The organism is Chitinilyticum litopenaei DSM 21440 (assembly GCF_000428145.1).
In the GTDB taxonomy this organism is placed as follows: domain Bacteria; phylum Pseudomonadota; class Gammaproteobacteria; order Burkholderiales; family Chitinibacteraceae; genus Chitinilyticum; species Chitinilyticum litopenaei.
Genome location: NZ_ATZJ01000014.1, coordinates 1 through 24,205, shown reverse-complemented (window position 1 = coordinate 24,205; position 24,205 = coordinate 1). Strand labels below are relative to the sequence as shown.

Annotated in this window: 26 protein-coding genes; 10 read left to right on the top strand and 16 right to left on the bottom strand. The window is 64.7% G+C overall.

The window, feature by feature from the left end; genetic code table 11:
- Positions 1-229: 229 nt before the first annotated feature.
- The 3 genes from C515_RS0107260 (at position 230) to C515_RS0107250 (ending at position 3,728) form a co-directional block, all read left to right on the top strand.
- A complete protein-coding gene (locus tag C515_RS0107260; RefSeq protein ID WP_245575001.1) occupies positions 230-1,375 on the top strand; it encodes a slipin family protein in 1,146 nt (381 codons plus the stop codon).
- An 83-nt stretch (positions 1,376-1,458) separates the two neighbouring features.
- Positions 1,459-2,673, top strand: a complete 1,215-nt coding sequence (locus C515_RS0107255) for an RtcB family protein (RefSeq protein ID WP_028454989.1) — start codon at positions 1,459-1,461, stop codon at positions 2,671-2,673.
- Between the two features lie 248 nt (positions 2,674-2,921).
- On the top strand, positions 2,922-3,728 hold the full coding sequence (locus tag C515_RS0107250) for a nucleotidyltransferase domain-containing protein (protein ID WP_051304729.1): 807 nt from the start codon (positions 2,922-2,924) through the stop codon (positions 3,726-3,728).
- Positions 3,729-3,733: 5 nt separating this feature from the next.
- On the opposite strand, the gene C515_RS0107245 is transcribed toward C515_RS0107250, so the two are convergent.
- Entirely contained in the window at positions 3,734-4,120 is a 387-nt protein-coding gene (locus tag C515_RS0107245) for a SirB2 family protein (protein ID WP_043648556.1), read from the bottom strand.
- On the opposite strand from C515_RS0107245, the gene C515_RS24355 reads away from it, so the two are divergent.
- The 3 genes from C515_RS24355 to C515_RS0107230 all read left to right on the top strand — a co-directional run bounded on the left by C515_RS24355 (position 4,119) and on the right by C515_RS0107230 (position 6,102).
- The gene (locus C515_RS24355; RefSeq protein ID WP_028454986.1) at positions 4,119-4,322 is read left to right on the top strand and encodes a hypothetical protein; all 204 of its coding nucleotides are present in this window, start codon (positions 4,119-4,121) and stop codon (positions 4,320-4,322) included. The two genes, C515_RS0107245 and C515_RS24355, sit on opposite strands and share 2 nt — an antisense overlap.
- The gene (locus C515_RS0107235; protein WP_028454985.1) at positions 4,319-5,056 is read left to right on the top strand and encodes a pseudouridine synthase; all 738 of its coding nucleotides are present in this window, start codon (positions 4,319-4,321) and stop codon (positions 5,054-5,056) included. Before C515_RS24355 ends, C515_RS0107235 begins: the two co-directional genes overlap by 4 nt.
- 299 nt (positions 5,057-5,355) lie before the next feature.
- Entirely contained in the window at positions 5,356-6,102 is a 747-nt protein-coding gene (locus C515_RS0107230; protein ID WP_028454984.1) for a TlyA family RNA methyltransferase, read from the top strand.
- Between the two features lie 248 nt (positions 6,103-6,350).
- On the opposite strand, the gene C515_RS0107225 is transcribed toward C515_RS0107230, so the two are convergent.
- From C515_RS0107225 to hisB, 12 genes are all read right to left on the bottom strand, one after another.
- Positions 6,351-8,279, bottom strand: coding sequence for a PglL family O-oligosaccharyltransferase (locus C515_RS0107225; protein WP_028454983.1), 1,929 nt, complete (start codon positions 8,277-8,279; stop codon positions 6,351-6,353).
- A gap of 9 nt (positions 8,280-8,288) precedes the next feature.
- Positions 8,289-9,035 carry a twin-arginine translocase subunit TatC gene (tatC, locus tag C515_RS0107220; RefSeq protein ID WP_028454982.1) on the bottom strand — a complete coding sequence of 249 codons (747 nt, stop codon included), beginning with the start codon at positions 9,033-9,035 and terminating at the stop codon, positions 8,289-8,291.
- 5 nt (positions 9,036-9,040) lie between these two features.
- Positions 9,041-9,655 carry a Sec-independent protein translocase protein TatB gene (gene tatB, locus C515_RS24780; RefSeq protein WP_051304728.1) on the bottom strand — a complete coding sequence of 205 codons (615 nt, stop codon included), beginning with the start codon at positions 9,653-9,655 and terminating at the stop codon, positions 9,041-9,043.
- Between the two features lie 12 nt (positions 9,656-9,667).
- Positions 9,668-9,874 (bottom strand): Sec-independent protein translocase subunit TatA, encoded by a 207-nt coding sequence (gene tatA, locus C515_RS0107210; protein ID WP_028454981.1) that lies wholly within the window; start codon positions 9,872-9,874, stop codon positions 9,668-9,670.
- Positions 9,875-9,918: 44 nt separating this feature from the next.
- Positions 9,919-10,251 carry a histidine triad nucleotide-binding protein gene (locus C515_RS0107205; protein ID WP_028454980.1) on the bottom strand — a complete coding sequence of 111 codons (333 nt, stop codon included), beginning with the start codon at positions 10,249-10,251 and terminating at the stop codon, positions 9,919-9,921.
- A 51-nt stretch (positions 10,252-10,302) separates the two neighbouring features.
- Positions 10,303-10,635 (bottom strand): phosphoribosyl-ATP diphosphatase, encoded by a 333-nt coding sequence (locus tag C515_RS0107200; protein WP_028454979.1) that lies wholly within the window; start codon positions 10,633-10,635, stop codon positions 10,303-10,305.
- A 250-nt stretch (positions 10,636-10,885) separates the two neighbouring features.
- Positions 10,886-11,299: a phosphoribosyl-AMP cyclohydrolase gene (gene hisI, locus C515_RS0107195; RefSeq protein WP_028454978.1), complete on the bottom strand. Its 414-nt coding sequence runs from the start codon at positions 11,297-11,299 to the stop codon at positions 10,886-10,888.
- Positions 11,299-11,652, bottom strand: coding sequence for a hypothetical protein (locus tag C515_RS0107190; protein WP_028454977.1), 354 nt, complete (start codon positions 11,650-11,652; stop codon positions 11,299-11,301). The genes hisI and C515_RS0107190 overlap by 1 nt, the downstream gene beginning before the upstream one ends.
- Positions 11,652-12,419, bottom strand: a complete 768-nt coding sequence (hisF, locus tag C515_RS0107185) for an imidazole glycerol phosphate synthase subunit HisF (RefSeq protein ID WP_028454976.1) — start codon at positions 12,417-12,419, stop codon at positions 11,652-11,654. The genes C515_RS0107190 and hisF overlap by 1 nt, the downstream gene beginning before the upstream one ends.
- A gap of 141 nt (positions 12,420-12,560) precedes the next feature.
- The gene (gene hisA / locus C515_RS0107180; protein ID WP_028454975.1) at positions 12,561-13,304 is read right to left on the bottom strand and encodes a 1-(5-phosphoribosyl)-5-[(5-phosphoribosylamino)methylideneamino]imidazole-4-carboxamide isomerase; all 744 of its coding nucleotides are present in this window, start codon (positions 13,302-13,304) and stop codon (positions 12,561-12,563) included.
- A gap of 171 nt (positions 13,305-13,475) precedes the next feature.
- The gene (hisH, locus tag C515_RS0107175) at positions 13,476-14,117 is read right to left on the bottom strand and encodes an imidazole glycerol phosphate synthase subunit HisH (RefSeq protein ID WP_028454974.1); all 642 of its coding nucleotides are present in this window, start codon (positions 14,115-14,117) and stop codon (positions 13,476-13,478) included.
- Positions 14,118-14,292: 175 nt separating this feature from the next.
- The gene (gene hisB, locus C515_RS0107170) at positions 14,293-14,886 is read right to left on the bottom strand and encodes an imidazoleglycerol-phosphate dehydratase HisB (RefSeq protein ID WP_028454973.1); all 594 of its coding nucleotides are present in this window, start codon (positions 14,884-14,886) and stop codon (positions 14,293-14,295) included.
- A 269-nt stretch (positions 14,887-15,155) separates the two neighbouring features.
- Here hisB and C515_RS0107165 point away from each other — a divergent pair, with 269 nt between their 5' ends.
- From C515_RS0107165 to C515_RS0107155, 3 genes are read left to right on the top strand one after another with little or no spacing between them, the layout of a single operon-like run.
- Positions 15,156-16,322 (top strand): efflux RND transporter periplasmic adaptor subunit, encoded by a 1,167-nt coding sequence (locus C515_RS0107165; protein ID WP_043648549.1) that lies wholly within the window; start codon positions 15,156-15,158, stop codon positions 16,320-16,322.
- A 9-nt stretch (positions 16,323-16,331) separates the two neighbouring features.
- Entirely contained in the window at positions 16,332-19,460 is a 3,129-nt protein-coding gene (locus tag C515_RS0107160) for an efflux RND transporter permease subunit (protein ID WP_028454971.1), read from the top strand.
- On the top strand, positions 19,453-20,889 hold the full coding sequence (locus C515_RS0107155) for an efflux transporter outer membrane subunit (protein WP_043648547.1): 1,437 nt from the start codon (positions 19,453-19,455) through the stop codon (positions 20,887-20,889). Before C515_RS0107160 ends, C515_RS0107155 begins: the two co-directional genes overlap by 8 nt.
- Positions 20,890-21,129: 240 nt before the next feature.
- On the opposite strand, the gene C515_RS0107150 is transcribed toward C515_RS0107155, so the two are convergent.
- The 3 genes from C515_RS0107150 to C515_RS0107140 all read right to left on the bottom strand — a co-directional run bounded on the left by C515_RS0107150 (position 21,130) and on the right by C515_RS0107140 (position 23,913).
- Complete coding sequence (locus C515_RS0107150) at positions 21,130-22,353, bottom strand: acyltransferase family protein (RefSeq protein ID WP_043648545.1); 1,224 nt, start codon at positions 22,351-22,353, stop codon at positions 21,130-21,132.
- 261 nt (positions 22,354-22,614) lie between these two features.
- Positions 22,615-23,139, bottom strand: a complete 525-nt coding sequence (locus C515_RS0107145; RefSeq protein WP_028454968.1) for a hypothetical protein — start codon at positions 23,137-23,139, stop codon at positions 22,615-22,617.
- A 15-nt stretch (positions 23,140-23,154) separates the two neighbouring features.
- A complete protein-coding gene (locus C515_RS0107140; RefSeq protein WP_028454967.1) occupies positions 23,155-23,913 on the bottom strand; it encodes a DUF2092 domain-containing protein in 759 nt (252 codons plus the stop codon).
- Between the two features lie 136 nt (positions 23,914-24,049).
- On the opposite strand from C515_RS0107140, the gene C515_RS24910 reads away from it, so the two are divergent.
- The coding region (locus C515_RS24910; RefSeq protein ID WP_211234006.1) for a transposase at positions 24,050-24,205 on the top strand (156 nt) is incomplete at its 3' end.

Below are 24,205 nucleotides of genomic sequence, written 5' to 3'. Positions count from 1 at the left end.
TAGGCGGGTTCGACTCCCGCTCCAACGCCTGCAAGGGCATTTGATTGAAAACGCAGTGCCCGGTGTGAGCGATGCGCTCACCGCAGCGCTGCCGCCGGTGCCCGGCGCGCCGCCCACCAGCGGAAACGACAGGATGGGCCGCCAGCTTGGCCGATTCCCCTTGTTTCTGCCCGTGAGCTGGCCCGCCTGGCATCCGCCGTAGCGCTGCAGCCGGGATCAATGAAAAAGGATGATGATGATGTGGCAACGCTTTCTGGTACGCAAAAACGAGCGCGGCATCCTGCTGCGCGATGGCGACTTCGTGCGTGTGGTCGAGCCGGGTGAATTCCGCCTGTGGAACTGGCGGCAGCGCTATGCACTGCTGAGCTTCGCGCTGGACGAGCCGGCCTTTACTCACGCGCTGGCCGATTACCTGTGCCGCAATGAGGCGGCCGTGGTCGAGCAGCACTTTCAGCTGGTCGAACTCGCCGATCACGAAGTCGCGTTGCGCCATGAAAACGGCGTGCTGGCGGAAATCCTGCTGCCGGGTTCGCGCCAGTTGTACTGGCGTGCCGCCGCCGGGCAGACCTTCACGCGGGTGGATTTGCGCGAGAACTATGCTCTTGATCCGGCGCTGGTGGCCGGGCTGACCCAGCCCTCGCTGCGCGCCAGGGCCGTGCGCAACGCCAACGCCGTGCTGCTGGTGCAGGTGCCGGAGAATCATGTCGGGCTGCTGCGTGTCGATGGCAAGCTGCTGCGGCTGCTGCCGGCGGGGCGTTACGGCTTCTGGCGCTGCAACCGCGAGATTGTCGTCGAGCTGGTCGATACCCGCCTGCAGGCGCTGGAGGTCAGCGGGCAGGACATCCTGACCCGCGACAAGGTGAGCCTGCGCCTGAATCTGGCGGCCAACTGGCAGTTCGACAACGTGGAGCTGGCGTTTGCCCGCCTGCCCAAGCCGGCCGAGCATGTGTATCGCGAGCTGCAGTTCGGCCTGCGCGCCGCGGTGGGGACGCGTACGCTGGACGAATTGCTGGAAAACAAGCAGGTGATCGACGAGGTGGTGTCGGCGCACATGCAGGCGCGGCTGGCCGGCTTTGGCGTCAGCGTGCACGGTGTCGGCGTGAAGGACATCGTGTTGCCGGGCGAAATGAAGACGCTGCTCGCACAAGTCGTCGAGGCCGAAAAGGCCGCGCAGGCCAATGTGATCCGCCGCCGCGAGGAAACCGGCGCGACGCGCTCGCTGCTCAATACGGCGAAGGTGATGGAAGACAACCCGACCGCGCTGCGGCTGAAAGAATTGGAAACGCTGGAAAAACTCGCCGAGCGCATCGACCGGATTTCGGTGTTCGGCGGTTTCGACCAGTTGCTCAACGGCATGGTCAAGCTGACTAACTAGCCGGGTATATGCGGCTAGACAATTAAATTGAATGGTTGTGAATCAATGCCGCCATGGGTATGCGTGGCGGCGGGAGAAAGGCAATGAGCAAGGCAACGCTTCTGGAAGTGCAAAACGGAAAACCCATCAAGCTGTGGACGGCCGGCGTGCCGGTCGAGGACGAAGCGCGCGAGCAGCTGATCAACACGGCAAAAATGCCCTTTATCTTCAAGCACCTCGCGGTGATGCCCGATGTGCACCTGGGTAAGGGGTCGACCATCGGTTCGGTGATTCCGACCATTGGCGCCATCATCCCGGCCGCGGTCGGTGTCGATATCGGCTGCGGAATGATGGCGGCGCGCACGACACTGACCGCCAGCGACCTGCCGGACAATCTGTTCGGCCTGCGCAGCGCCATCGAGGCCGCCGTGCCGCACGGCCGCACGCCCGGCCCGCGTGATCGCGGCGCCTGGGGAAACACGCCGGAGACGGTCGATGCGATGTGGGGCGTGCTGCAGCCGGGCTTCAAGGCGATCACCGACAAATATCCGCGCCTGAAGAACACCAACAACCACAAGCATCTGGGAACGCTGGGAACCGGCAACCACTTCATCGAGGTGTGCCTGGACGAGGCCGACCGCGTGTGGTTCATGCTGCACTCGGGTTCGCGCGGTGTGGGGAATGCCATCGGCAACCTGTTCATCGAGCTGGCGCAGGCCGATATGCGCCAACACATCGCCAATCTGCCGCACCGCGATCTGGCCTATTTCGAAGAGGGCAGCGAGCATTTCGACGATTACGTCGAAGCCGTCGGCTGGGCGCAGGACTACGCGCGCCGCAACCGTGAGGTAATGATGAACAACGTCATCGCCGCCGCGCGCAGCGTGATTGCCAAGCCCTTTACCGCCGATGTGGAAGCGGTGAACTGTCACCACAACTACGTGCAGAAGGAAACGCACTTCGGCCGCGAAGTGCTGGTGACGCGCAAGGGCGCGGTATCGGCGCAGAAGGGCCAGCTGGGGATCATTCCGGGCTCGATGGGGGCAAAGAGCTTCATCGTGCGCGGGCTGGGAAATGAAGACGCGTTCTGCTCGTGCAGCCACGGCGCCGGGCGCACGATGAGCCGCACCAGGGCCAAGAAGCTGTTCAGCGTCGACGACCAGATCAAAGCCACCGCCCACGTCGAATGCCGCAAGGACGCCGAGGTGATCGACGAAATCCCGATGGCCTACAAGGACATCGACGCCGTGATGGCCGCACAGTCCGAGCTGGTGGAAGTGGTGCATACGCTGCGGCAGGTCGTGTGCGTGAAGGGGTAAGTGGCTTTTAAGCTTGAACCCAGCGGATCTTGCCGTCATTCCGGCGCAGGCCGGCATGCAGACGACCTTGAATAAACCCACTGGATTCCGGCCTGCGCCGGAATGACGAAGTGGTTTCGCTGGGCTGTGCAGCCTGGCTGCGAGAGATGCCTTGCAAACGCGGGCCGTGCTGCAGTAGCTTTTAATTTGGGTATTGCCATATAGGCGTTTTTATTAAATGCCTGCGTGGCAATACATTGCGAGGTTTTATGAAGGCTCGTTTTTCCCATCCACTGGATGAATCAGTTCGCCAGCGCGTGCTGCACGAGCTACAGGCTATCGAGGCGCGGCATGAGGTGCGGGTGCTGTTTGCCTGCGAGTCGGGCAGCCGCGCCTGGGGCTTTGCCTCGCCGGACAGCGATTACGATGTGCGCTTTGTCTACGTGCATGCGCCGCAGTGGTATCTGCGCGTCGAGGCGCAGCGCGACGTGATCGAAGTACCGATCTCGGACGAGCTGGACATCAGCGGCTGGGAGCTGCGCAAGGCGCTGCAGCTGCTCAACCGCTCGAACCCGACGCTGTTCGAATGGCTGGCCTCGCCGCTGGTCTATCGCGCCGATGCCGGCTGGATGGCGCAGGTGAACGCGCTGGCGCCGGCATTTTATTCCGCGCGCAAGGGCAGCTGGCATTACCGCAGCATGGCGAGGAAGAATTTCCGCGGCTATCTGCAGGGTGACACGGTAAGGCTGAAGAAGTACCTGTATGTGCTGCGCCCGCTGCTGGCCGCGCAATGGATCGAAGCCGGGCGCGGCATTCCGCCGATGCGCTTTGCCACGCTGGTTGATGAATTGCTGGCGGACGAGCCGGCGCTGTGCGCAGAAATCGATGCGCTGCTGGCGCGCAAGATGGCGGCCAGCGAGGGTGAGTATGGTGCACGCATGCCGCTGATTCATGACTGGATCGAGTCGCAGCTGGCGCTGGCCGGGCCGGCGGGGGATTCAGCCCGTCCGGATGGCGATCTCGCCGGGCTGGATGCGCTGCTGTGGCGTCAGGTGCAAGGCGCAGTCGTGTGCTGAGTCGCTTACAGCCAGGGCCACGGCGAGCGGGTGCTGGCCACCGCAATGATGTAGGCCAGGCAGGCCAGTGCGCCGGCAAATGCCAGCGCCTGGCCCCGCCGGGTTTGCGCGCGCTTGAGCGCCAGCGTGCCCAGCACGATGTAGGCGATCAGCCCCAGCAGCTTGGCGGTGAGCCAGCCCTGGGCAAAGGGGTATTGGCCGCTGAGCACGGCCAGTGCGATGGCGGCAAACAGCAGCAGCGTGTCGTTCAGGTGCGGCAGCCAGCGCAGCACCGGCCAGCGCTGCTGCCAGGGCACGCCGACGAGCGTGAGCCCGCCGCGCAGCAGGAACAGCAGGCTGGTGATGACCACGCAGGTGATGTGCAGGTGGCGCAGGGCAAGGTAGCTGAGCATGATGGCGTCGCTGGCAATGGATTCCGTGATCCCGCCAGTCTACACACCGCCCGTCCGCGCGGGGAAGTCCGCGATGCGGCGCGGCGGCGATTGCGTTACCATCCCCGCCTTGCGTGTCGGGCTGGCGTGCGCCGGGTTTGTCCCGCTGCTGCGCGCGCCCGATGCCCGTTTTTCCAGTCTTCCGAACGCGAGTACGAAATGAGTGAACCCCTGCGCCTGTCCAAACGCATGGCCGAACTGGGCCTGTGCAGCCGCCGCGAGGCCGACGAATACATTGCCAAGGGCTGGGTCAAGGTCGATGGCGTGGTGGTGGATGTGCTGGGCAGCAAGGTGCTGCCCGAGCAGCGCATCACGCTCGACCGCCAGGGCCATGCCGCGCAGGCCAGCCGCGTCACCGTGCTGATCAACAAGCCGGTGGGCTATGTGTCCGGCCAGGCCGAGGACGGCTACAAGCCGGCATCCGTGCTGGTGCTGCCGGAAAACCACTGGGTCGACGATCCGTCCGGCATCCGCTTCTCCCCCGGCCACCTGCGCGGGCTGGCGCCGGCCGGGCGTCTCGACATCGATTCGGTGGGCCTCCTGGTGCTCACGCAGGACGGCCGCATCGCCAAGCAGCTGATCGGCGAAAACTCGCTGATCGAGAAGGAATACCTGGTGCGCGTCGAGGGCAAGCTTTCCGCGCCCGATCTGCGCCTCTTGAACTACGGCCTGTCGCTGGATGGCGAAAAGCTCAAGCCCGCGCGCGTCGAGTGGCAGAACGAAGACCAGCTGCGTTTTGTGCTGACCGAGGGCAAGAAGCGCCAGATCCGCCGCATGTGCGAGCTGGTCGGCCTGAAAGTCACCGGGCTCAAGCGCGTGCGCATCGGCAAGGTCATGCTTGGCCACCTGCCGACCGGGCAGTACCGCTACCTGGGGCCTACCGAGCGCTTCGACTGATCGCTATCCGCACAGATGGGCAGGGCGGGGCCGTGGCGGCCAAGCATGCCGGTGTCGCATTGCGCACGGTGTTTCCTCTTCCTGCTTAGAAACTCTTCTCCGCAAACCACAAAAACCGATTGAACCACAGAGACACAGAGGGCACAGAGGAAGCAAAACCCTGAGAAATGCCGATGATGTTCTCCCGTTTTTCTCTGTGTTCTCTGTGTCTCTGTGGTTGATTGGGGTTTTGCTGAGAAGTCCTGCTAGTCAGGCTCCTCTGTGTTCTCTGTTTCTCTGTGGTTTCTCAAGGTTTTTCCATGCCCCGCGCTGATTTGCTCCTCGTCGAACTCGGCCTTGCCGCCTCGCGTACCGCCGCGCAGACCATGATTGCCGCTGGCCGCGTGACGGTGGCCGGCAAGGTGGTGAGCAAGGCCAGCCAGAATCTGAATGCGGCGGCCGACATCACGATTGCGCCCGATGCGGCCGATCGCTATGTGTCGCGCGGCGGGCTCAAGCTGGCCGGCGCGCTAGCGAGCGCCGCGCTCGAGGTGGCCGGCATGCAGGCGCTCGACGTCGGCATCTCGACCGGCGGTTTTACCGACTGCCTGCTGCAGGAGGGCGCGCGGCGCGTGATTGGCGTCGAGGTCGGCCACGACCAGCTGCACCCCAGGCTGCAGGCCGATGCGCGCGTCACGCAGTTCGAGGGGGTGAATGCGCGCCACCTGACGCCTGAGCTGATCGCCGGCGCGCAGGATGGTCCGCTCGATCTGGTGGTGGGCGACGTGTCCTTCATCTCGCTGACGCTGGTGCTGCCGGCCTTGCGCGCCGTGCTGCCCGCGGGCGGGCGGCTGCTGTTTCTGGTCAAGCCGCAGTTCGAGGTGGGGCCGGAAAACCTGGGCAAGGGCGGCATCGTGCGCGACGAGTCGCTCTACCCGCAGGTGGCCGCGAAAATCTGCGCCGCCGCGACGATGGCGGGCTTTTGCGTGCTCGACTATTTCGAAAGCCCCATCCAGGGCGGCGATGGCAATCGTGAGTTCTTCATTTACGCGGTTGCGGCAAAGTGATGGGTATTGGTCTGTAGCCAATGCCCTGATTTGGCTGTGGCCTGATGGGTTGTCAGGTATGCAAAAGGCCACCGTGATCGGTGGCCTTTTGCATGAATGGGTTTTCCTGACGGGCAAGACGTTTCAGCAAAGCCCGAATCCAGCACAGGGACGCAGCGATCACAGAGCAAAGCCGGAAGAAAGCGTGTGCATTTCCCGGGGTTTTTCTTCCGCTGTGGCCGCTGTGTCGTTGTGGTTCAAGAAGGGTTTTACTGGCTTGCCGCCGCGGCGGGGGCCGGCGGCGGCGCCAGCTCCGGAATCGGCTTGTCCGGGCGCAAGAGGCGCATGGCATCGTCGATTTCGGTCTTGAGCGCGCGCACCTCCGGCTGCGGGAAGGCGCCGGTGATTTCGTACAGGTAGTCGATGTTTTCCGGGAAGGCGAAGGCCGCCTGGCGCATCAGCGTGCGCGCGATGTCGCGGTTGCCGGCCAGGGTTTCCATGATGGCGCGGTGCGCCAGATCGGCAGGGTAGGGGCGCACGGCGGTGCTGCGGCGCAGGATGGCCAGCTTCCATTCCATCTGGGTGGTGGAAGGCTGGATGTAATTGCTCAGCGCGTGTTCGGCGTAATAGTCGGTCAGCGGAATGGCGCCGAGCTGCTCCAGCTGCTTCATGTTCGCCATATTCACCTGCGTATCGTTGCTGGCATCCATCACCGGATACATGCGGCAGTACAGCACGCCGGCCAGCGCGCACAGCACCAGCAGCGGCAGCGTCAGCGCCGCGATGCCGGCCTGCTGGGTCCAGGCGGGCAGCTGCAGCGCGCGCGGGCCGTCCGGATTCAGCAGGTAGAGCGCCACGGCGAAGGGGCCGAGGAAGTGGAAGTACCACAAGGGGTATTCCACCCCGCTATGCAGCAGCGACACCACGGCGAGCGACAGGCCGAACACCGTCACCGGATTGCGCCAGTGGCGCACGAGGCCCCAGGCGACGGCGAGCAGGCAGACCAGCACCGGCAGCGTGCCCAAGAGGCCCATTTCGGCCAGCAGGTTGAGGAAGGAGTTGTGCGCATGGGTGAACAGCACGCTTTCCTGCACCAGCGCGAATTCCGGGCGCACCTGCAGGGCGACGCTCTGCTGCGGGAAGGCGCCCCAGCCGATGCCGGCCAGCGGATGGGCGAGGAAGGCTTCCCAGGCCTTGCTCCATTCCACAAAGCGGCGCGCGCCGTTGGAATCCAGCCGGTCCAGCGCGGTCGGCACCGAATGGTCCTGCGCGATGCCCAGCAGCAGCTTGACGCCCTCGTTTACCCAGGGCGCGACAAACTGCATGACGATGATGAGTACGGCGGCGATGGCCAGCAAGATGCCGAAGCGCTTGACCGTCGCGCTGGCGTGCCCGGCGTAATAGCCCAGCAGCGCCAGCACGCTGCCGATGATGAACCAGGCGCCGGCATACATCAGCGGCGAGCGCGAGCTGCTCCAGGCCATCGCCAGCGCCAGCCATACCGCCAGAACGCCGCACAGCAGCCTGGGCAATTCACGGCGGGCGGTGAGCCACAGCGCCGACGCCAGGCCCCAGGCAATCAGATGGCCGTACATGTTCTTCTGGCCGATATTGCCGAAAATCAGCCGGAACTGGCCGTCCTGCAGCATGGCCTGCACCTGTCCGGCGGCAATGATGGAGTTCATCACCGCGCCGCACAAGAGGCCCCAGGCCAGCGCGGTGGCCAGACCGTCGATGCCGAAATGCTGGCGCGCGCGCGACAGCGACCAGACGCCCAGTGCCGCCGTCAGTGCATACAGCGCCGGCACGAGGCGGTCGGACCAGTAGTACACCGGCAGCACGGCGCTCTGGATGGCCAGTGCGGCCACCAGCCCCAGCCACAGCAGCATGGCCCAGGGCAGGGCGGGTTGTTCGTGACGCCGGTCGGTCGGCAGCAGCGTGGCTGCCAGCCCCAGCAGCGCCATCAGCGTCAGCGCCACCAGTTCGGATGGAAACACCGGATTGGGCGGATAGCGGAACGACACGAAGAAGGGCAGCCAGCCCAGCAGGAAGACCAGCAGCAGGAAGCTCTGCCGTGAACGGTTCAGTTGCGCCATGACTATGGTGACCAGCGTCAGCAGCGCGGCGCCGCCGGCAAAGCCGTATTTCAGCGCCGTATCGTAATCCGGCAGCCAGGCAAGAAAGGAGGGAAGCGTCATGGCGGGCAATCAGTTGAGCGGGGGCGGGGTGTCGGGAGTGGCGCGCGCCGGTTTCCACCAGGCGGCGACGATGAGGCCGGCTTCAAACAGCAGCCACAGCGGAATGGCCAGCAGGCATTGCGACACCACATCCGGCGGGGTGACGACGGCGGCGACGACAAAGGCGCCGACGATGACATAGGGGCGCGCCTCGCGCAGCTGCGCGACGGTGACGACTCCGACATGGGTGAGCACCACCACGGCGACCGGCACCTGGAAGGTCACGCCAAAGGCGAGAAACATCCCGAGCACGAAATCCAGGTATTCGCCCGAATCGGGCAGCCACTGCATCGAATCCGGCACCACCGAGGCGATGAAGTGGAACACCACGCCGAACACGAAAAAATACACAAAGGCCATGCCGGCCAGAAACAGCAGCGTCGAGCTGACAATCAGCGGCAGCACCAGCTTCTGCTCGTGGCGGTAGAGGCCCGGCGCGACAAAGGCCCAGATCTGGTAGAGCGTGTGCGGCAGCGTCAGCACCAGCGCCACCAGCGCGGCGATCTTCACCTGCAGCATGAAGGGGCTGGCAATGCCGGTGGTGATCAGTTTCTGGCCATTGAGCGCTTCGGTCAGCGGCAAGGCCAGCTGCGTGTAGAGCTCCTTGGAGAAGTAGAAGCACAGCAGAAAGCCGGCCACAAACACGATGGCGGTGCGCACCAGTCGCGTGCGCAGCTCCAGCAAGTGACCCAGCAGGGTTTGTGCGGTTTCACTCATGGGTATTAGCGTCTATCCCTTTTGGTGTCTTGGCTCTGGCCTGATACCTCGTCCGGGTAATCGGCAAAGAGATCGAGCTGGGCGTCCTGCGGCGCTGGCGCGGCAGGCTGGGGGGGCGCAGCGGCTGCCACGGGCTCGGGCGCGGCTTCGGGCTCGCTGACCTCGGTCAGCTTGCGCGGCTGGCGGCGGGGCTGGGGGGCGGCTGCGCTGTCTGGCGCCGCTGCCGGCATTGCTGCCGGCGTTGGTGACGTGCTGGCGCGGGCGCCGTCATCGGCCTGGCTGGCTGGTGCGGGAGACTGGCCGGCGGGCAGCGGCGCGATGCCCAGCGATTCGGGCGATTGCAGCGGCGGCAGCCGGTCGGTCGGGTCCAGCGCCGCTGGCAGCACGTCGAGGCTTTGCCGCAGCTCGCGCCCTTCGGCGCGCAGCTCGGCCTCGATTTGCGCCAGCTCGGTTTGCGCTACCTGCTGTTGCAGGTCGGCTTTCACGCTGTGGACAAAACGCTGCGCACGGCCGAACAGAATGCCGGCCGTGCGCGCAACCTTGGGCAGCCGCTCGGGACCGAGCACGACCAGCGCGACGGCGCCGACCAGCAGCAGTTCACCAAAACTGATATCGAACACGACTTGCCGGGCTTAGCGCTTGTCGCTGTCGGGCTTGGCGGCGTCCTGTTGCGCCGGCTCGGCCGGCTTGGCGGCGTCGTCTTCACCCTTCACGCCATCCTTGAAGCCCTTGACGGCGGAACCGAGGTCCTTGCCGACCGAGCCGAGTTTCTTGGTGCCAAACACCAGAATGATGATCAGCAGAACGACCAGCCAGTGCCAGATGCTGAAGGAACCCATGAAAATTCTCCAAATAAGTCAAAAATCGGTCAGATATCGGCTGCTCAGGCCGCCGCTTGCGGCTGGCCCAGAACATGCACGTGCAGGTGATAGACTTCCTGGCCGCCGGCCGCGCCCGTGTGCACGCGCGTGACAAAGCCGGCATCCAGGCCGTGTGCCCTGGCCATTTGCGGCGCCAGCAGCAGCAGCTTGCCAAGGATGGCCTGGTCGTCGGCCGTGGCCGCGAACAGCGATTCGATGTGCTTTTTCGGAATCAGCAGCAGGTGCACCGGCGCCTTGGGGGCGATGTCGTGGAATACGACCACGTCCTCGTCCTCATAGGCTTTCTTGGCCGGAATCTGCCCGGCGGCAATCTTGCAGAAAATGCAGTCGCTCATGGTCTTTCCTGATGGAATTGGGCGGTCTGACCGGCCCCAGGGCTGGTCAGCTTAAACGGCCGGCTTGTTGCGCGAGGCTTTTTCCTCGACACCGGAAATGCCTTCGCGGCGCGCCAGTTCGGCCAGCACATCCTCGTGGCTGAGTCCCTCGTGCGCCAGCAGCACCAGCGTGTGGAACCACAGATCCGCGACTTCGCGCACCAGATGCAGCTTGTCGCCATCCTTGGCGGCCATGATGGTTTCCACGGCTTCCTCGCCCACCTTTTTCAGGATGGCGTCCGTGCCCTTGGCATACAGGCGGGCCACATACGACGTGCCGGGATCGGCATGACGGCGCTCGGCAAGTACGGCGGACAGGCGTTCGAGAATTTCGGCGGAAACCATAATGCACTCCAGAAGGCGGAAATTGCCGCCATTATACGGCGCGTGCGCCGGCAAGTGTCAGCCGGCGGGCTGGCCCGGGCTGGCCGTTGCTGCCGGGCAATCCGGCCGCCGCGGCCCGCACCCGCCAGAGCGGGTCCAGCGCCAGGACGGCAAGCCGTGTCAGCCCGGGCAGCAGGCCCCGGACGTCTGGCGTGAGCAGCTCAAGGGTGCGCAGCGTAAGCGGCGCGGGTGACAGGATGATGACGGCGCATCAATGGCCGTGGCCATAGATGACGGACGGGTCTTTCAGTACCGGATCGACCGTTTGCCACTCGCCGTCGACCAGCGTGCGGAAGAAGCAGCTCTCGCGCCCGGTGTGGCAGGCAATGCCGCCTTCCTGGGTGATCTGGTAGATCAGCACGTCGCCGTCGCAATCGAGCTGGATGGCGGCCACGCGCTGGAAGTGGCCGGATTCCTCGCCCTTGTGCCAGAGTTTCTGGCGGCTGCGCGTCCAGTAGTGCGCGCTGCCTTTTTCCGCGGTCAGCGCGACCGCCTCGCGATTGGCGTAGGCAAACATCAGCACGCGGCCGGAATCCTTGTCCTGGGCGATGACGGGGACGAGGCCCTGTGCGTCCCACTTGATTTCGGTCAGCCAGTCGGCCGCCTTGGGGGAGGTGTCAGTCATCAGCGCAGCTCCAGCGTGGTGGCGAGCGAGTCGCCCTTGAGGTCGAAAACCAGCTCGGCCTTTTGCGGGCCGGCGGCGGCCAGCTCGCCGGCCAGCGCGCCGCGCCGTTCCAGCGGGTAGTAGCGCTTGCCGTGCTGGTCGACGACGGCGATGCCGTCGGCGGCGAAATTCATCGAGGCCTTGCCGAACTGCTGCACGGTGAGGAACACCGTCATCAGGTCGCCGTGGCGCACATGGTTGATGTTCACCGACAGGCCGGGGCGTGCGCGGATCTTCATGTCCTCGCAGGCCTGCGCCAGCGGCATGGCCAGCGCCGCGGCGAGCAGCAGGACCGTGCTTGCGAGGCGGCGCATCACAGTCGCACCTCGATGCCGGCAGCGCGCATCGCTTCCTTGGCCTCGCGCACCGTGTATTCGCCGAAGTGGAAAATGCTGGCAGCGAGCACCGCGTCGGCATGGCCCTGGGTCACGCCGTCGACCAGGTGCTGCAGATTGCCGACGCCGCCCGAGGCGATCACCGGAATCGACACCGCGTCGGAAATCGCGCGCGTCAGCGGCAGGTTGAAGCCGATCTTGGTGCCGTCGCGGTCCATGCTGGTGAGCAGGATTTCGCCGGCGCCATAGTCCTGCATCTTCAGCGCCCACTCGACCGCATCAAGGCCGGTGGCGCGGCGTCCGCCATGCGTGAAGATTTCCCAGCGCGAGTTGTCTGCGTTCACCGCCTTGGCATCGATGGCCACCACGATGGCCTGGCTGCCGAAATGGCTGGCGGCATCGCGCACCACGTCCGGATTGGTGACGGCCGTGGTGTTGATGCTGACCTTGTCGGCGCCGGCATTGAGCAGCCGGCGTACATCGGCCACCTCGCGCACGCCGCCGCCGACGGTCAGCGGAATGAAGACCTGGCTGGCGACCGCCTCGATCACGTGCAGGATCAGGTCGCGGTTGTCGGAGCTGGCGGTAATGTCGAGAAAGGTCAGCTCGTCGGCGCCCTGGTCGTTGTACTTCTTGGCGATCTCGACCGGGTCGCCGGCGTCGCGCAGCCCGACGAAATTGACGCCCTTGACCACGCGGCCGGCGGTCACGTCAAGACAGGGAATGATGCGTTTGGCGAGAGGCATAAATCAGTTACCACAGAGGCACAGAGAACACAGAGAAGGGTGTTTGTGAGGGTATTGTTGTGCAGCCTTTTATTTCCAGTGGCTGCATGGCTATACCCGCAAAAACTCTGTGTTCCTCTGTGTCTCTGTGGTGAATTGGAGTTAAGTGTTCGACAGTTCGTCGGCCAGGTCCTGCGCGGCCTTGAAGTCGATGGTGCCTTCGTAAATGGCGCGACCGGTGATCACGCCCTCGATGCCTTCGTCTTCCACGGCGCACAGCGCCTTCACGTCGTCGAGATTGGTCAGGCCGCCCGAGGCGATCACCGGAATGGTCAGCGCGCGCGCCAGCTCGACGGTGGCTTCGATATTGATGCCCGACAGCATGCCGTCGCGGCCGATGTCGGTGTAGATCACCGACTCGACGCCATAGCCTTCGAAGCGTTTGGCCAGGTCGACGACGTCATGGTCGGTGACCTTGGCCCAGCCATCGGTGGCGACCTTGCCGCCCTTGGCGTCGAGCCCCACGATGATGTGGCCGGGGAAGGCATCGCAGGCCTCGTGCAGAAAGCCCGGCTGCTTGACCGCTGCCGTGCCGATGATCACGTAATCAATGCCGGCGTCGAGATACATCTCGATGGTTTCCAGGCTGCGGATGCCGCCGCCCAGCTGCACCGGCACGCTGCCGTCCACGGCCTTGAGAATCTGCTTCACGACGCTGAGGTTCTTCGGCTTGCCGGCAAAAGCGCCATTGAGGTCAACCAGGTGCATGCGGCGCGCGCCCTGGTCGAGCCAGTGCGAGACAAAGCTGGCCGGGTCGTCGGAAAAGACGGTGGCGTCATTCATTTCGCCCTGGCGCAGGCGCACGGCCTGGCCGTCCTTGAGGTCAATCGCGGGGATGATCAGCATGATGGTGTGTGTAGGCAGAAGGTTTAAAACCCAACGCAGCGACGCAGAGGCGCAGAGAAGACCGGGTCTGTTCTCTGCGTCTTTGCGCCTTTGCGTTGAAGACGTTAGGTTCTGTTGACGTTTTGTTTGTGCTGCCCGGTTGTGCTGTTTCAAACAAAACGTCAACAGAACCTAGCACTGGCCGTTCCAGTGCACGAAATTCTTCAGCAACTGCAGCCCCGGCGTGCTGGATTTCTCCGGGTGGCACTGAATGGCGAAGATATTATCCTGAGCCACGGCGGCCGCAAAGCGGTAAGGATAGGCCGACTCGATCACGGCGATGTCATCCTGTGGCGCGAAATGGTAGCTGTGCACGAAGTAGAAGCGCTCGCCATCGGGGATGCCCTGCCACAGGGGGTGTTCGCGACGGATGAACATTTCGTTCCAGCCCATGTGCGGCACCTTCAGGCGCTGGCCGTGCGCGTCGACCATCTGCGCGGCCGGAAAGCGCACAACCTCGCCGCGGAAGATGCCCAGCGCTTCGGTCGGGCCTTCGGCGCTACGCTCGAACATCAGCTGCGCGCCGACGCAAATGCCCAGAAAGGGTTTTTCGGCAGCCGCCTGGCGCACGCTGGCGATCAGGCCGGATTCCTGCAGGTGGGCCATGCAGTCGGGCATCGCGCCCTGGCCGGGGAAAACGACCTTGTCGGCGGCGTCTATGGTGGCCGCGTCGGCCGTCAGCACCACTTCGGCGTGGTCTTCGGCAACGAGCTGCATCGATTTCACCACCGAATGCAGATTGCCCATGCCGTAATCAACGATTGCGATTTTCATGGGGTAGGCCTGGCAGGCTGTTGAAAAACAGCCTGCGTTGCGTTTTTGCCGGCATCGCCGGGAAAAATGTATGGAAACATGGTGTAAGCCATTGCAGTGTTGCGGCTGGTTTGCACCGGGCTTTGCCCGGTGCCTGGTGCGCTTGGGGTGGCCATCGCGTTCAAATGGTAAGTGTTCAGCCGACCAGCGTGCCCTTGGTGGACGGCGTGATGCCCGCCATCCGCTCGTCCGGTTCACAGGCCATGCGCAGCGCGCGGCCCAGCGCCTTGAAAATGGTTTCGGCCTGGTGGTGGGCATTCTTGCCGCGCAGATTGTCGATGTGCAGCGTGATGGCGGCGTGGTTGACGAAGCCCTGGAAGAATTCGCCAAACAGGTCGACATCGAAGCCGCCAATCGCGGCGCGCGTGTACTCGACCGGGTAGGTCAGCCCCGGGCGGCCGGACAGGTCGACGACCACGCGCGACAGCGCTTCATCGAGCGGCACATAGGCGTGGCCGTAGCGGCGGATGCCCTTCTTGTCGCCGACGGCCTTGGCGAAGGCCTGGCCCAGCGTGATGCCGACATCCTCGACCGTGTGGTGCGCGTCGATGTGCAGGTCGCCCGTGGCCTTGATCTCGATGTCGAACATGCCGTGGCGCGCGACCTGGTCGAGCATGTGCTCGAAGAAGTGCACGCCGGTGTCGAAGCTCGACTTGCCGGTGCCATCAAGATTGATGGTGACGGTGATCTGGGTTTCCAGCGTGTTGCGGGTAACGGTGGCCTGGCGCATGAATCGGACTGCCTGCAGCGAGTGATGGGGAAAGGTGGCCGGTCAATCGGCGCAAACCCGGATTGTCGCCCAGAAGTGCCCGCAGGTGAAGTGCCGCGTACCGTTGCCGGACGCCGTGCGGCGGGTCATGTGCATGTCGTGCGGCTGGTCCATACTGGTTTCGGTATTTTGTGCTGCTGCGCTGTGTGCCGGAGTCAGGCAAACTAGCGCGATCATGTGTTCATCATATTGAGAGGGCGTAAGCAATGAGGGATTCACAGAGGACTTCCATGAGCCGGGCAAGCATCGGCTTGCGCAACAGCCTGCTTGCCCTGGCGATTGCCGGCCTGCTGGGCGCTTGCGGTCAGGACAAGAAGCCCCCCGAAATTCCGCCTGCGCCGGTGAATGTGATCGAGCTCAAGCCGACCTCGGCGCCGATGACGACCGAGCTGGTCGGTGAAACCGCCGGTTACCGCGATGTCGAAGTGCGCGCGCGCGTCAGCGGCATCCTGCTCAAGCGCACCTATACCGAAGGCCAGGCCGTGCAGGCCGGGCAGGTGCTCTTCGAGATCGACCCCGAGCCCTACAAGGCGGCGCTGGATCAGGCCAAGGGCGTGCTGGCGCAGGAGCAGGCCAAGCTGGCCAAGGCGGTGGCCGACCGCGACCGCATCATTCCGCTGTTCAAGGAAAACGCTGTCAGCCGCAAGGATCACGACGACGCGATTGCTGCCTACAACGCGGCCATCGCCAGCAACCAGTCCGCCCAGGCCAGGGTGAAGGAGGCCGAGCTGAATCTGGGTTACACGAAGGTGACCGCGCCGATTTCCGGCATGACCAGCAAGGTGGCGCAATCGGAAGGCAGCCTGATCAGCGCCAGCGGCGAAAGCGGGCTGCTGACGACGATTTCGCAGTTCGACCCGCTCTACGTCAATTTTTCCTATTCCGAGCAGGACCGCCTGACCTTCGAGCGTCTGGTCAGCTCCGGCAAGCTGGCCATGAAGGACGCCAGCAACTGGACGGCGCGCCTGCGTCTGGCCGACGGGCGCATGTATGGCGAAACCGGCAAGCTGAATTTCTCGGACAACCGCGTCGATCCGAAAACCGGCACCATCCGCGCGCGGGCGATTTTCGACAACAAGCAGGGCGAGCTACTGCCCGGCCAGTTCGTCCGCGTGATTCTCGATCTGGGCACGCGGCAGGACACCTTGATGGTGCCCGAGCGCGCCATCGTGCAGTCGCAGGCCGACCGCCTGGTGATGACCGTGAACGCGCAGAACGAGGTGGTGCCGCGCCCGGTGCGCCTGGGGCCGACCATCGACGGCCTGGTCGTGGTGGAAGAGGGCCTCAAGGCGGGCGAGAAGGTGATCGTCGAAGGACTGATGAAGGCGCGTCCGGGCAGCAAGGTGGCACCGAGCGTGGCCAGTGCCGCAGCGGCCAGCGCCGTCGCCGCGCAATAAGGAGTCGCCATGTTCTCCAAGTTCTTCATTGAACGGCCCATTTTCGCCAGCGTGATTTCCATCATCATCGTGCTGGCGGGTCTGGCCGCCATGCGGGTGCTGCCCGTCGAGCAGTACCCGGAAATCACGCCGCCGGTGGTGTCGGTCGTGGCCTTTTATCCTGGCGCGACGCCCGAGGTGATCTCGCAGACGGTGGCCGCGCCGCTGGAGCAGCAGATCAACGGCGTCGAAAACATGATCTACATGCAGTCTGGCTCGGCCTCGAACGGCTCCATGACGCTGAACGTGTATTTCGACATCGGCACCGACCCCGACCAGGCGACGATCAACGTCAACAACCGCGTGTCCGCCGCGATGGCGCAGCTGCCCGAGGAAGTGAAAAAGCAGGGCGTGACGGTCAAGAAGAAATCGACCGCCATCCTGCAGGTGGTGACGCTGGATTCGCCCAAGGGCAGCTATGACACCACCTATCTCTCGAACTATGCGCTGCTCAACATCATCGACGAGCTCAAGCGCATTCCGGGGGTGGGCGATACCACGCTGTTCGGCGGCACCGACTATGCCATGCGCGTCTGGCTGCGCCCCGACCGTCTGGCCCAGCTGGGCCTGACTCCCAGCGACGTGATTGCGGCGATCCGCGAGCAGAATGCCCAGTTCGCCGCCGGCAAGATCGGCGCGCAGCCGACCACGGCCAAGGTTGATTTCACCTTCACCGTGCAGACCAAGGGCCGGCTGGAAGACGTGAGCGAGTTCCAGAACATCATCGTGCGCTCGATGCCGGACGGCTCGAAAATCCGCGTGAAGGATGTGGCGCGCGTGGAGATGGGCGGCAAGGATTACGACCTGCTGGCCAAGGTCAACGGCAAGCCCGCCATCGGCATCGCGACCTATCTGCAGCCGGGCGCTAATGCCGTGGCCGTCGCCGAAGCGGTCGCCGCCAAGATGGAAGAGCTGAAAACGCGCTTCCCGCAGGACCTGAACTACAACATTCCCTATGACACGACCCAGTTCGTGAAGATCTCGATCGAGGAAGTGGTGCACACGCTGCTGGAAGCCATCGTGCTGGTGTTCCTCGTGGTGTATCTCTTCCTGCAGAATTTCCGCGCCACGCTGATTCCCTGCATCGCCGTGCCGGTGTCGCTGATCGGCACCTTTGCCGGCATGCTGGTGCTGGGCTTCTCGATCAACCTGCTGACACTGTTCGGCATGGTGCTGGCCATCGGCATCGTGGTGGATGACGCGATCGTGGTGCTGGAAAACGTCGAGCGCATCATGAGCGAGAAAAAGTGTTCGGCGAAGGACGCTGCCATCCAGGCCATGCAGGAAGTATCCGGCCCGGTGGTTGCCATCGTGCTGGTGCTGTGCGCGGTCTTTTTGCCAGTAGCCTTCATGGGCGGCATGACCGGGGTGATGTACAAGCAGTTCGCCGTGACCGTTGCCGTCTCGGTGGCCATTTCCGGCCTTGTGGCGCTGACGCTGTCGCCGGCGCTGTGCGCGGTGCTGCTGAAAAACAGCCATCAGCCGCCGGCGCGCTTCTTCGTCTGGTTCAACAACTTCTTCGACCGGCTCACCGGCAAGTATGTCGGCGGCGTGGCCTTTCTGAACCGGCGCGTCGGCGTCGCCTTTGCGCTGATCGCGGTGATCCTCGTGAGCACCTGGGGGCTGTTTGCCCGCGTGCCGGGCGAACTGGTGCCCAACGAGGACCAGGGTTATCTGATCGCTGCCGTGATGCTGCCCGATGCGGCCTCGCTGAACCGCACGCAGGCGGTCGCCAACCAGTTCGACCAGATGACGATGGCCAACAAGAATGTCGCCAATACGGTGACCTTCTCGGGCTTTGACATCCTGTCCGGCGCGGTGATCAGCAACAGCGGCATTTCCTTCATCACGCTGAAGGACTGGGATGAACGCCAGGGCGCGGGGGACGACTCCTTCGCGCTGGCGAAAACCTTCCAGGGTATGGGCTATATGGGCCTGAAGGACGGTTTTGCCGCCGTCTTCAATCCGCCGCCCATCATGGGCATGTCGACCACCGGCGGTCTGGAGGGCTATCTGCAGAATCGCGGCACCGGCGGCGCCAAGGTGTTCGCCGGCGAAGTGCAGCGCTTTCTCGAAGCCGCCAAGAAGCGGCCGGAGTTCGCCAGCGTGAGCAGCACCTTCCGCGCCAATGTGCCGCAGATCTATCTCGATCTCGACCGCGAAAAGGCCAAGGCGCTGGGTGTGCCGATCAATGCGGTGTTCGACACCATGCAGGCGACGTTTGGCCAGGTGTACGTGAACGACTTCAACCAGTTCGGCCGCACCTATCGCGTGCAGCTGCAGTCCGAAGCCGATTACCGCGCCCGCCCGAACGACATCCGCAATGTCTATGTGCGTTCGCAGGCCGGTGACATGATCCCGCTGACCAGTCTGGTGACCGTCAAGGATTCCAGCGGTCCGGAACTGGTCGAGCGCTTCAACGTCTTCCAGTCGGCCAAGATCATGGCGCAACCGGCGCCGGGCTACAGCTCCGGGCAGGCCATCAAGGCGCTGGAGGAAGTGGCCGCGCAGGCGCTGGGCAATGACGCCAAGCTGGAATGGACCGGCTCGGCCTACCAGGAGAAAAAGGCTGGCGGCACGGCCGCGATGGCGTTCATCTTCGGCATCGTGATGATTTTCCTGATCCTGGCCGCCCAGTATGAAAAATGGACGCTGCCCTTCGCGGTGATCACCGCCGTGCCGTTTGCGCTGTTTGGCGCGCTCTTGGCGACCTGGCTGGCCGGCATGACCAACAATGTCTACTTCCAGATCGGCCTGGTGACGCTGGTTGGCCTGGCGGCCAAGAATGCGATCCTGATCGTCGAATTTGCCGTGATGAAGCACGAGGAGGGCATGAGCCTGCTGGATTCCGCGCTCGAAGCCGCGCGCCTGCGCTTCAGGCCCATCATCATGACCTCGCTGGCCTTCATTCTGGGCTGCGTGCCGCTGGTGTTGTCCAGTGGCGCCGGCGCCGCCAGCCGCCATGCGCTGGGCACGCCGGTGATCGGCGGCATGCTGGCCGCGACCTTTATCGCGATTTTCTTCATCCCGCTGTTCTTCCGCCTGATCATGCGCGGCTCCGGCCGTCAGGCTGCCGCCAAGGAGACCGCCCATGACTAAGTTCCCACTGCGTCCGGCCTGCCTGGCGCCGCTGCTGCTGGCGAGTCTGCTGGCCGCTTGCGGGCTGAATCCGCGCTATGAAACGCCGGCGCTGGCGCTGCCGGAAGGTCAGCAGAACGCACCGCTTGTCAGCGCGCGCTGGTGGGAGGCTTTTCAGGATCCCGAGCTTGACCGGCTGATCGGGCTGGCGCTGGCCGACAGCCCGTCCATCGAAGTGGCGCTGGCGCGCGTCGATGAAGCGCGCGCCGTGCTGGGCATCACCAGTTCGGCCCAGCTGCCGACGCTGGCCGCAACGGCCGCCGCCGGCCAGGGGCAGCGCTCCGAAGCCGTGTACGGTGCGCCGCAAAACACCATCGGCGCCTATTCGGCCGGCCTGCAGCTGAGCTGGGAGCTCGATCTGTGGGGGCGCGTGCGCAACTCGACCGCTGCTGCCCGCGCCAGCCTGCAGGCCAGCGAATATGCGCTGGACGGCGTGCGCCTGTCGCTGGCCGCACAGGTCGCCGAGCAGTATTTCAGCCTGCAGGCCCTGCGGGCCAGCCTGGAAGTTACGCAACAGACGGTGGCCACGCGCGAGGAATCCTATCGCCTGCGCAAGAAGCAATTCGAGGGCGGCATTACCTCCGAACTGGAAATGCGCCAGGCGGAAACCGAAGTGGCCGCCGCCCGCGTTTCGGCGCTCGACCTGCAGGGCCAGGTTGCCGCAGCCGAGTCGGCGCTGAGCGTGCTGGTTGGCGTGGCGCCGCGCGAGCTGTATGCCGCGGGCATTGCGGTGACGCCGCAGCAGAAATCGGCGGTCGTGGCCGCGAGCGTCGTTCCGGCGGGAATTCCTTCCGACCTGCTGCTGCGCCGCCCCGACATCCGTCAGGCCGAGGCTGCGCTGCGCGCCACGCAGGCGCAGATTGCCGCCGCCCGCGCCGCGTATTTCCCGCGCATCAGCCTGACCGGCTTGCTGGGCGTGGAAAGCCCGCAGCTGTCCTCGCTGTTCCAGAGTGGCAGCACAACCTGGACCTACGCCGGCAATCTGGCCATGCCGCTGTTCAACAACGGCCTGACGGCGGCCCAGGTCGACCAGGCTCGCGCGCAGGAGCGCGCGGCGGCAGCGGCCTATCGTCAGACGGTCAGCCAGGCCTTTGCCGATACCCGCGCGGCGCTGAAGCTCTACCAGGCGGCCGAGCAGAAATATCTGGAGCTGTCGGTCTCGCTGGACGTGCTCAAGCGGCAGCTCTATCTGGCCAGTCTGCGCTACAACAATGGCTATTCCAGCTATCTGGAAGTGCTCGACAGCGAGCGCAGCCTATTCCAGGGGCAGCTCAGTCTCAGCGATGCCCAGCGGCAGAAGCGCCTGGCGCTGGTGGCGCTCTACAAGGCGCTGGGCGGCGGCTGGCAGCCCGCGGCGGGCGAGGCGTCCGTGGCGGCGTCCGGGGCTTAAGCCCCTCTCGGTGAAGATCCGCGGGCTTGCCTGCGGGTCTTCATGGTCATGCCTAGGCCGGGCAGGCATGTCGCCGGGAAGTCTTGCTGATCTCATGGTTGTCTGTGGGTATGTCTTTCTAGCTCAATGCCCTGCTTGGCTATGGCCGTATAGCCTGCGATGTATGCTGTTTTTCAGCTTGGCAGGTCTGCAGGCGTCGTCTGGGTGGCGCTTACGCCTGCCAGAGTGCCGCCGCCCGGCTCAGCCCTTGCGGGCGGCGTCGGCCAGCGCGAGGCCGGTGACGCGCTGCTGTGGGCCGTCCAGCCGGGCATTGAGCTGGCGGCCGGCCAGCATGCCCGTCTGCTCGATCCAGCGATGGCTGAGGCGCGACACGGCCAGCACGGCGGCGAGGATGAGCAAGCCCAGCAGTGAATCACCGGCCGCGCTGCCGCTGCGGAAATACAGCAGCTGGCTGGCCGGGTCGTAAAACAGCCAGTTTGGCCCGCCCAGCGCGGCCAGGGCCTGCAGCAGCAGCTTGACGGCCTGCAGCACCGGGTAATGCGTCAGGTAAATCGAGAATGACCAGTGCCCCAGCTGCACAAAGCCCGCCTTGCCCAGCCAGCGCGACAGCCGCCCCCGTTCGGCGGCAAACACCAGAATGGCCGCCACGAACACCCAGGTGGCCAGATAGCTTTTCGCTGGCAGGCTGAGCAGCAGCACGGCCGTGACCAGCGCCAGCGCCAGCACTTCCAGGGCATTGCCCAGAATCATGCCGCTGCGCGGGAATGGCCGCGAAGGCCGGGCGCGCCAGTGCTGATAGGCATGCTGCGCCAGCGCGCCGAGCACGAAACAGTTCAGCCCGCGAAATGCCCCGCTGCCGGTAAACGGTGCCTGGACGAGGACGGCCAGTGCGCAGGCCAGCGCGGTCAGCAACAGCCACAGGCGCTGGCGACGGCCCGCCAGCAGCAGCAAGAGTCCGAACGCCACATACAGATAGAACTCGACGCTGATGCTCCAGGCCGGGCCATTGAAGGCAAAGGGATTGGCGCCGGGCCACCAGGCCTGCAGCAGCAGCAGCTGCCAGGCGAGCTGCTCGCCGGCGGCCGGCGTCAGCCAGGCCAGGCTGTCATCCAGCGAGTCGCCGGCCACGCCAAAGCGCAGCACCAAGAGGAGCAGCATCGCTGCCAGCGTGGCCAGATGCAGCGGCACGATGCGAAACGTCCGCGCGAGCATGAACTGGCGAAAATCGCGCAGGCTGAAGTCCGCGTCGCGGTAACGCCAGGCCAGCACAAAGCCGCTGAGCGTGAAAAAGAATTCGACCAGCAGTCCGGAAGCGCGAAACAGCGCCCATTCGCTGAAACCCTGCCACAGGTGCAGATGAAAAACGACAACCAGCAAGGCGCACAGCCCGCGGAAACTGTCGAGAACGGTATAGCGCTGGGGGAGGGAGGCGGCGGTGTGCATGCGGCGGGCGACGAGCGACAATGCCGCGCATTCTACAAAGCGGATGCCGTCGGCCGTGTTGCGATTTGTCTGCCGGTTTGCCTGCGGAGAAGCAGCCCGAGGCCAGGCGGCTGCAGGCCGCCCACTGCCGCGAAATATGGCGAAGCAGGCCGGAAAAGCGCAGCGCCTTCCGGCGCTTGCGCCGTGTCGGATGGTGCTGGCGCGTATCCGGCCTGCGAAGAGGCCGTGCCTGTTGTTGCGGCAGTGCGCCGGCCGCCCCGTTGCAGGGCGGCCGCTGCCGGTTTAGCGGGGCGGGTTGACGACGATGTAGGTCACATTGCTGCCCTGGTATTGCGGCTGATACCAGGTGTTGCCGCACTGCTGATAGGTGATGTTGGCATAGACCACCGGCACGCAGTTGGGCGGCACCGAGTTGACGATGGAGCCGATCACGGCCGCCGTCGCGGTGATGGCGGCCGCCGTGGCGATCGGATGGTAATCGTTGTCCCAGCAGCCGCCGTGGCAGCCGCCGCCATCCACATCGATGTTCACGTCGCGGTCGATATTGATGTTGTTGACATTGGTATTGCGTACATTGGTGTTCTTGGTATTGCGGGTGGCATTGGTATTGCGTGCCGTGTTGTTCTGCACATTGGCGCGCGGCGCGGCCTCCGCACGCGGCGCGGCGCCACGATTGGCGGTGGCCGGCTTGTTCACGCTGCTGCGGGCTTCGCCCTTGGCGCGCGGAGCGGCTTCGGCCAGCATGCCGTAGCTCAGCAGCGCGGCGGCCATGGCGCTCAGCATCAGGGTCTTGCGGGTAGTGGTCATGGTAGGTTCCCCGAGTTATTGCGCGCTGGCGGAGGTGAGCGGAATGGGCAGATCGCCCTTGGCGGGCTGGAAGCGGAAGTCGCCCGCCCTGGCCTTGGCCTTGGTGTTCCAGCGGTAAGTCACACTGTATTCCGGCTGCTCGGACTGATCGGTGCTGGTCACCACCAGCTTGCAGGGCAGCGGGCGCTCGCCGCGGCTCACCCACAGCTGCCAGTCGATCGTGTCCTCGCGGAAGGCCAGATGATCGCAACGCTGGCCGTTGACCGTCGATGCGCCGACGTAAACCGCGCTCTTGATGGCGTCAAGCTGCGCCTGGCTCTTGCCGAACAGGAAGAGGTCGGCCAGCGGAATCTCGATGCCCAGCTTCTCTTCGGCGGTCTCCAGCATGGCGGCCGTATTGCCGGGCAGTGGCGTGCTGGCGTAGTAGCGCGTGGCCGGCGCATAGAGCGTCAGCTGCTTGCCGTCGAAATAGATGTTGCGGCTCAGGCGGTCGCCACGAATATCGACGCGCAGCTTGTCCTTGCCGCTGGCGAGCAGGCTGGCGCTGGCCAGCTGCTTGATCTTCTGGCCATTGTCGAGCACCACGTCGCGGCTGGCGTCGGCCTCGACGCGGAAATCGCCCAGCGCGCGCAGGGTGGCGCCCATCTCGACCAGCTTGTCGATCACGCGGGGGTTGCGCACCGGGTTTTCAGCGGCAGCGTCGGCAGCCGCCGCGCCGCCGCTGCACAGCAGCGCCACAGCGCTGGCCGCCAGCAGGGGGTATCGCAGTTTCATAAGGTTTCTCCACATGAATGGGGTTTGCCATCGGCAGGAATGCCCTAGCCCGGATTTTTCATGAGTTCGGGGTCGGCGGAGGGCTTAAAGCCGCATAGGATATGCTTTCCAGACCGATCCACAGACAACTCCGCCGATGCCAAAGTGTACCGCACCTGAACTCCCGTTTGGCCGTCTTGGCCGTTGCCAGATCGAGGCCAATTTCACTGGCGGCGCACTCAGTTCCGATGGCGGACTGATGTTGCTGCGCCAGACTGATCACCGCATCGGTTTGTCAGAGGCCGTCGCCAAG

Coding starts and splice junctions, on each gene's coding strand:
- C515_RS0107260 (WP_245575001.1), top strand. CDS start 230: ATGATGATGATGTGGCAACGCTTTCTGGTACGCAAAAACGAGCGCGGC.
- C515_RS0107255 (WP_028454989.1), top strand. CDS start 1,459: ATGAGCAAGGCAACGCTTCTGGAAGTGCAAAACGGAAAACCCATCAAG.
- C515_RS0107250 (WP_051304729.1), top strand. CDS start 2,922: ATGAAGGCTCGTTTTTCCCATCCACTGGATGAATCAGTTCGCCAGCGC.
- C515_RS24355 (WP_028454986.1), top strand. CDS start 4,119: ATGATGGCGTCGCTGGCAATGGATTCCGTGATCCCGCCAGTCTACACA.
- C515_RS0107245 (WP_043648556.1), bottom strand. CDS start 4,120: ATGCTCAGCTACCTTGCCCTGCGCCACCTGCACATCACCTGCGTGGTC.
- C515_RS0107235 (WP_028454985.1), top strand. CDS start 4,319: ATGAGTGAACCCCTGCGCCTGTCCAAACGCATGGCCGAACTGGGCCTG.
- C515_RS0107230 (WP_028454984.1), top strand. CDS start 5,356: ATGCCCCGCGCTGATTTGCTCCTCGTCGAACTCGGCCTTGCCGCCTCG.
- C515_RS0107225 (WP_028454983.1), bottom strand. CDS start 8,279: ATGACGCTTCCCTCCTTTCTTGCCTGGCTGCCGGATTACGATACGGCG.
- tatC (WP_028454982.1), bottom strand. CDS start 9,035: ATGAGTGAAACCGCACAAACCCTGCTGGGTCACTTGCTGGAGCTGCGC.
- tatA (WP_028454981.1), bottom strand. CDS start 9,874: ATGGGTTCCTTCAGCATCTGGCACTGGCTGGTCGTTCTGCTGATCATC.
- C515_RS0107205 (WP_028454980.1), bottom strand. CDS start 10,251: ATGAGCGACTGCATTTTCTGCAAGATTGCCGCCGGGCAGATTCCGGCC.
- C515_RS0107200 (WP_028454979.1), bottom strand. CDS start 10,635: ATGGTTTCCGCCGAAATTCTCGAACGCCTGTCCGCCGTACTTGCCGAG.
- hisI (WP_028454978.1), bottom strand. CDS start 11,299: ATGACTGACACCTCCCCCAAGGCGGCCGACTGGCTGACCGAAATCAAG.
- C515_RS0107190 (WP_028454977.1), bottom strand. CDS start 11,652: ATGCGCCGCCTCGCAAGCACGGTCCTGCTGCTCGCCGCGGCGCTGGCC.
- hisF (WP_028454976.1), bottom strand. CDS start 12,419: ATGCCTCTCGCCAAACGCATCATTCCCTGTCTTGACGTGACCGCCGGC.
- hisA (WP_028454975.1), bottom strand. CDS start 13,304: ATGCTGATCATCCCCGCGATTGACCTCAAGGACGGCCAGGCCGTGCGC.
- hisH (WP_028454974.1), bottom strand. CDS start 14,117: ATGAAAATCGCAATCGTTGATTACGGCATGGGCAATCTGCATTCGGTG.
- hisB (WP_028454973.1), bottom strand. CDS start 14,886: ATGCGCCAGGCCACCGTTACCCGCAACACGCTGGAAACCCAGATCACC.
- C515_RS0107165 (WP_043648549.1), top strand. CDS start 15,156: ATGAGCCGGGCAAGCATCGGCTTGCGCAACAGCCTGCTTGCCCTGGCG.
- C515_RS0107160 (WP_028454971.1), top strand. CDS start 16,332: ATGTTCTCCAAGTTCTTCATTGAACGGCCCATTTTCGCCAGCGTGATT.
- C515_RS0107155 (WP_043648547.1), top strand. CDS start 19,453: ATGACTAAGTTCCCACTGCGTCCGGCCTGCCTGGCGCCGCTGCTGCTG.
- C515_RS0107145 (WP_028454968.1), bottom strand. CDS start 23,139: ATGACCACTACCCGCAAGACCCTGATGCTGAGCGCCATGGCCGCCGCG.
- C515_RS0107140 (WP_028454967.1), bottom strand. CDS start 23,913: ATGAAACTGCGATACCCCCTGCTGGCGGCCAGCGCTGTGGCGCTGCTG.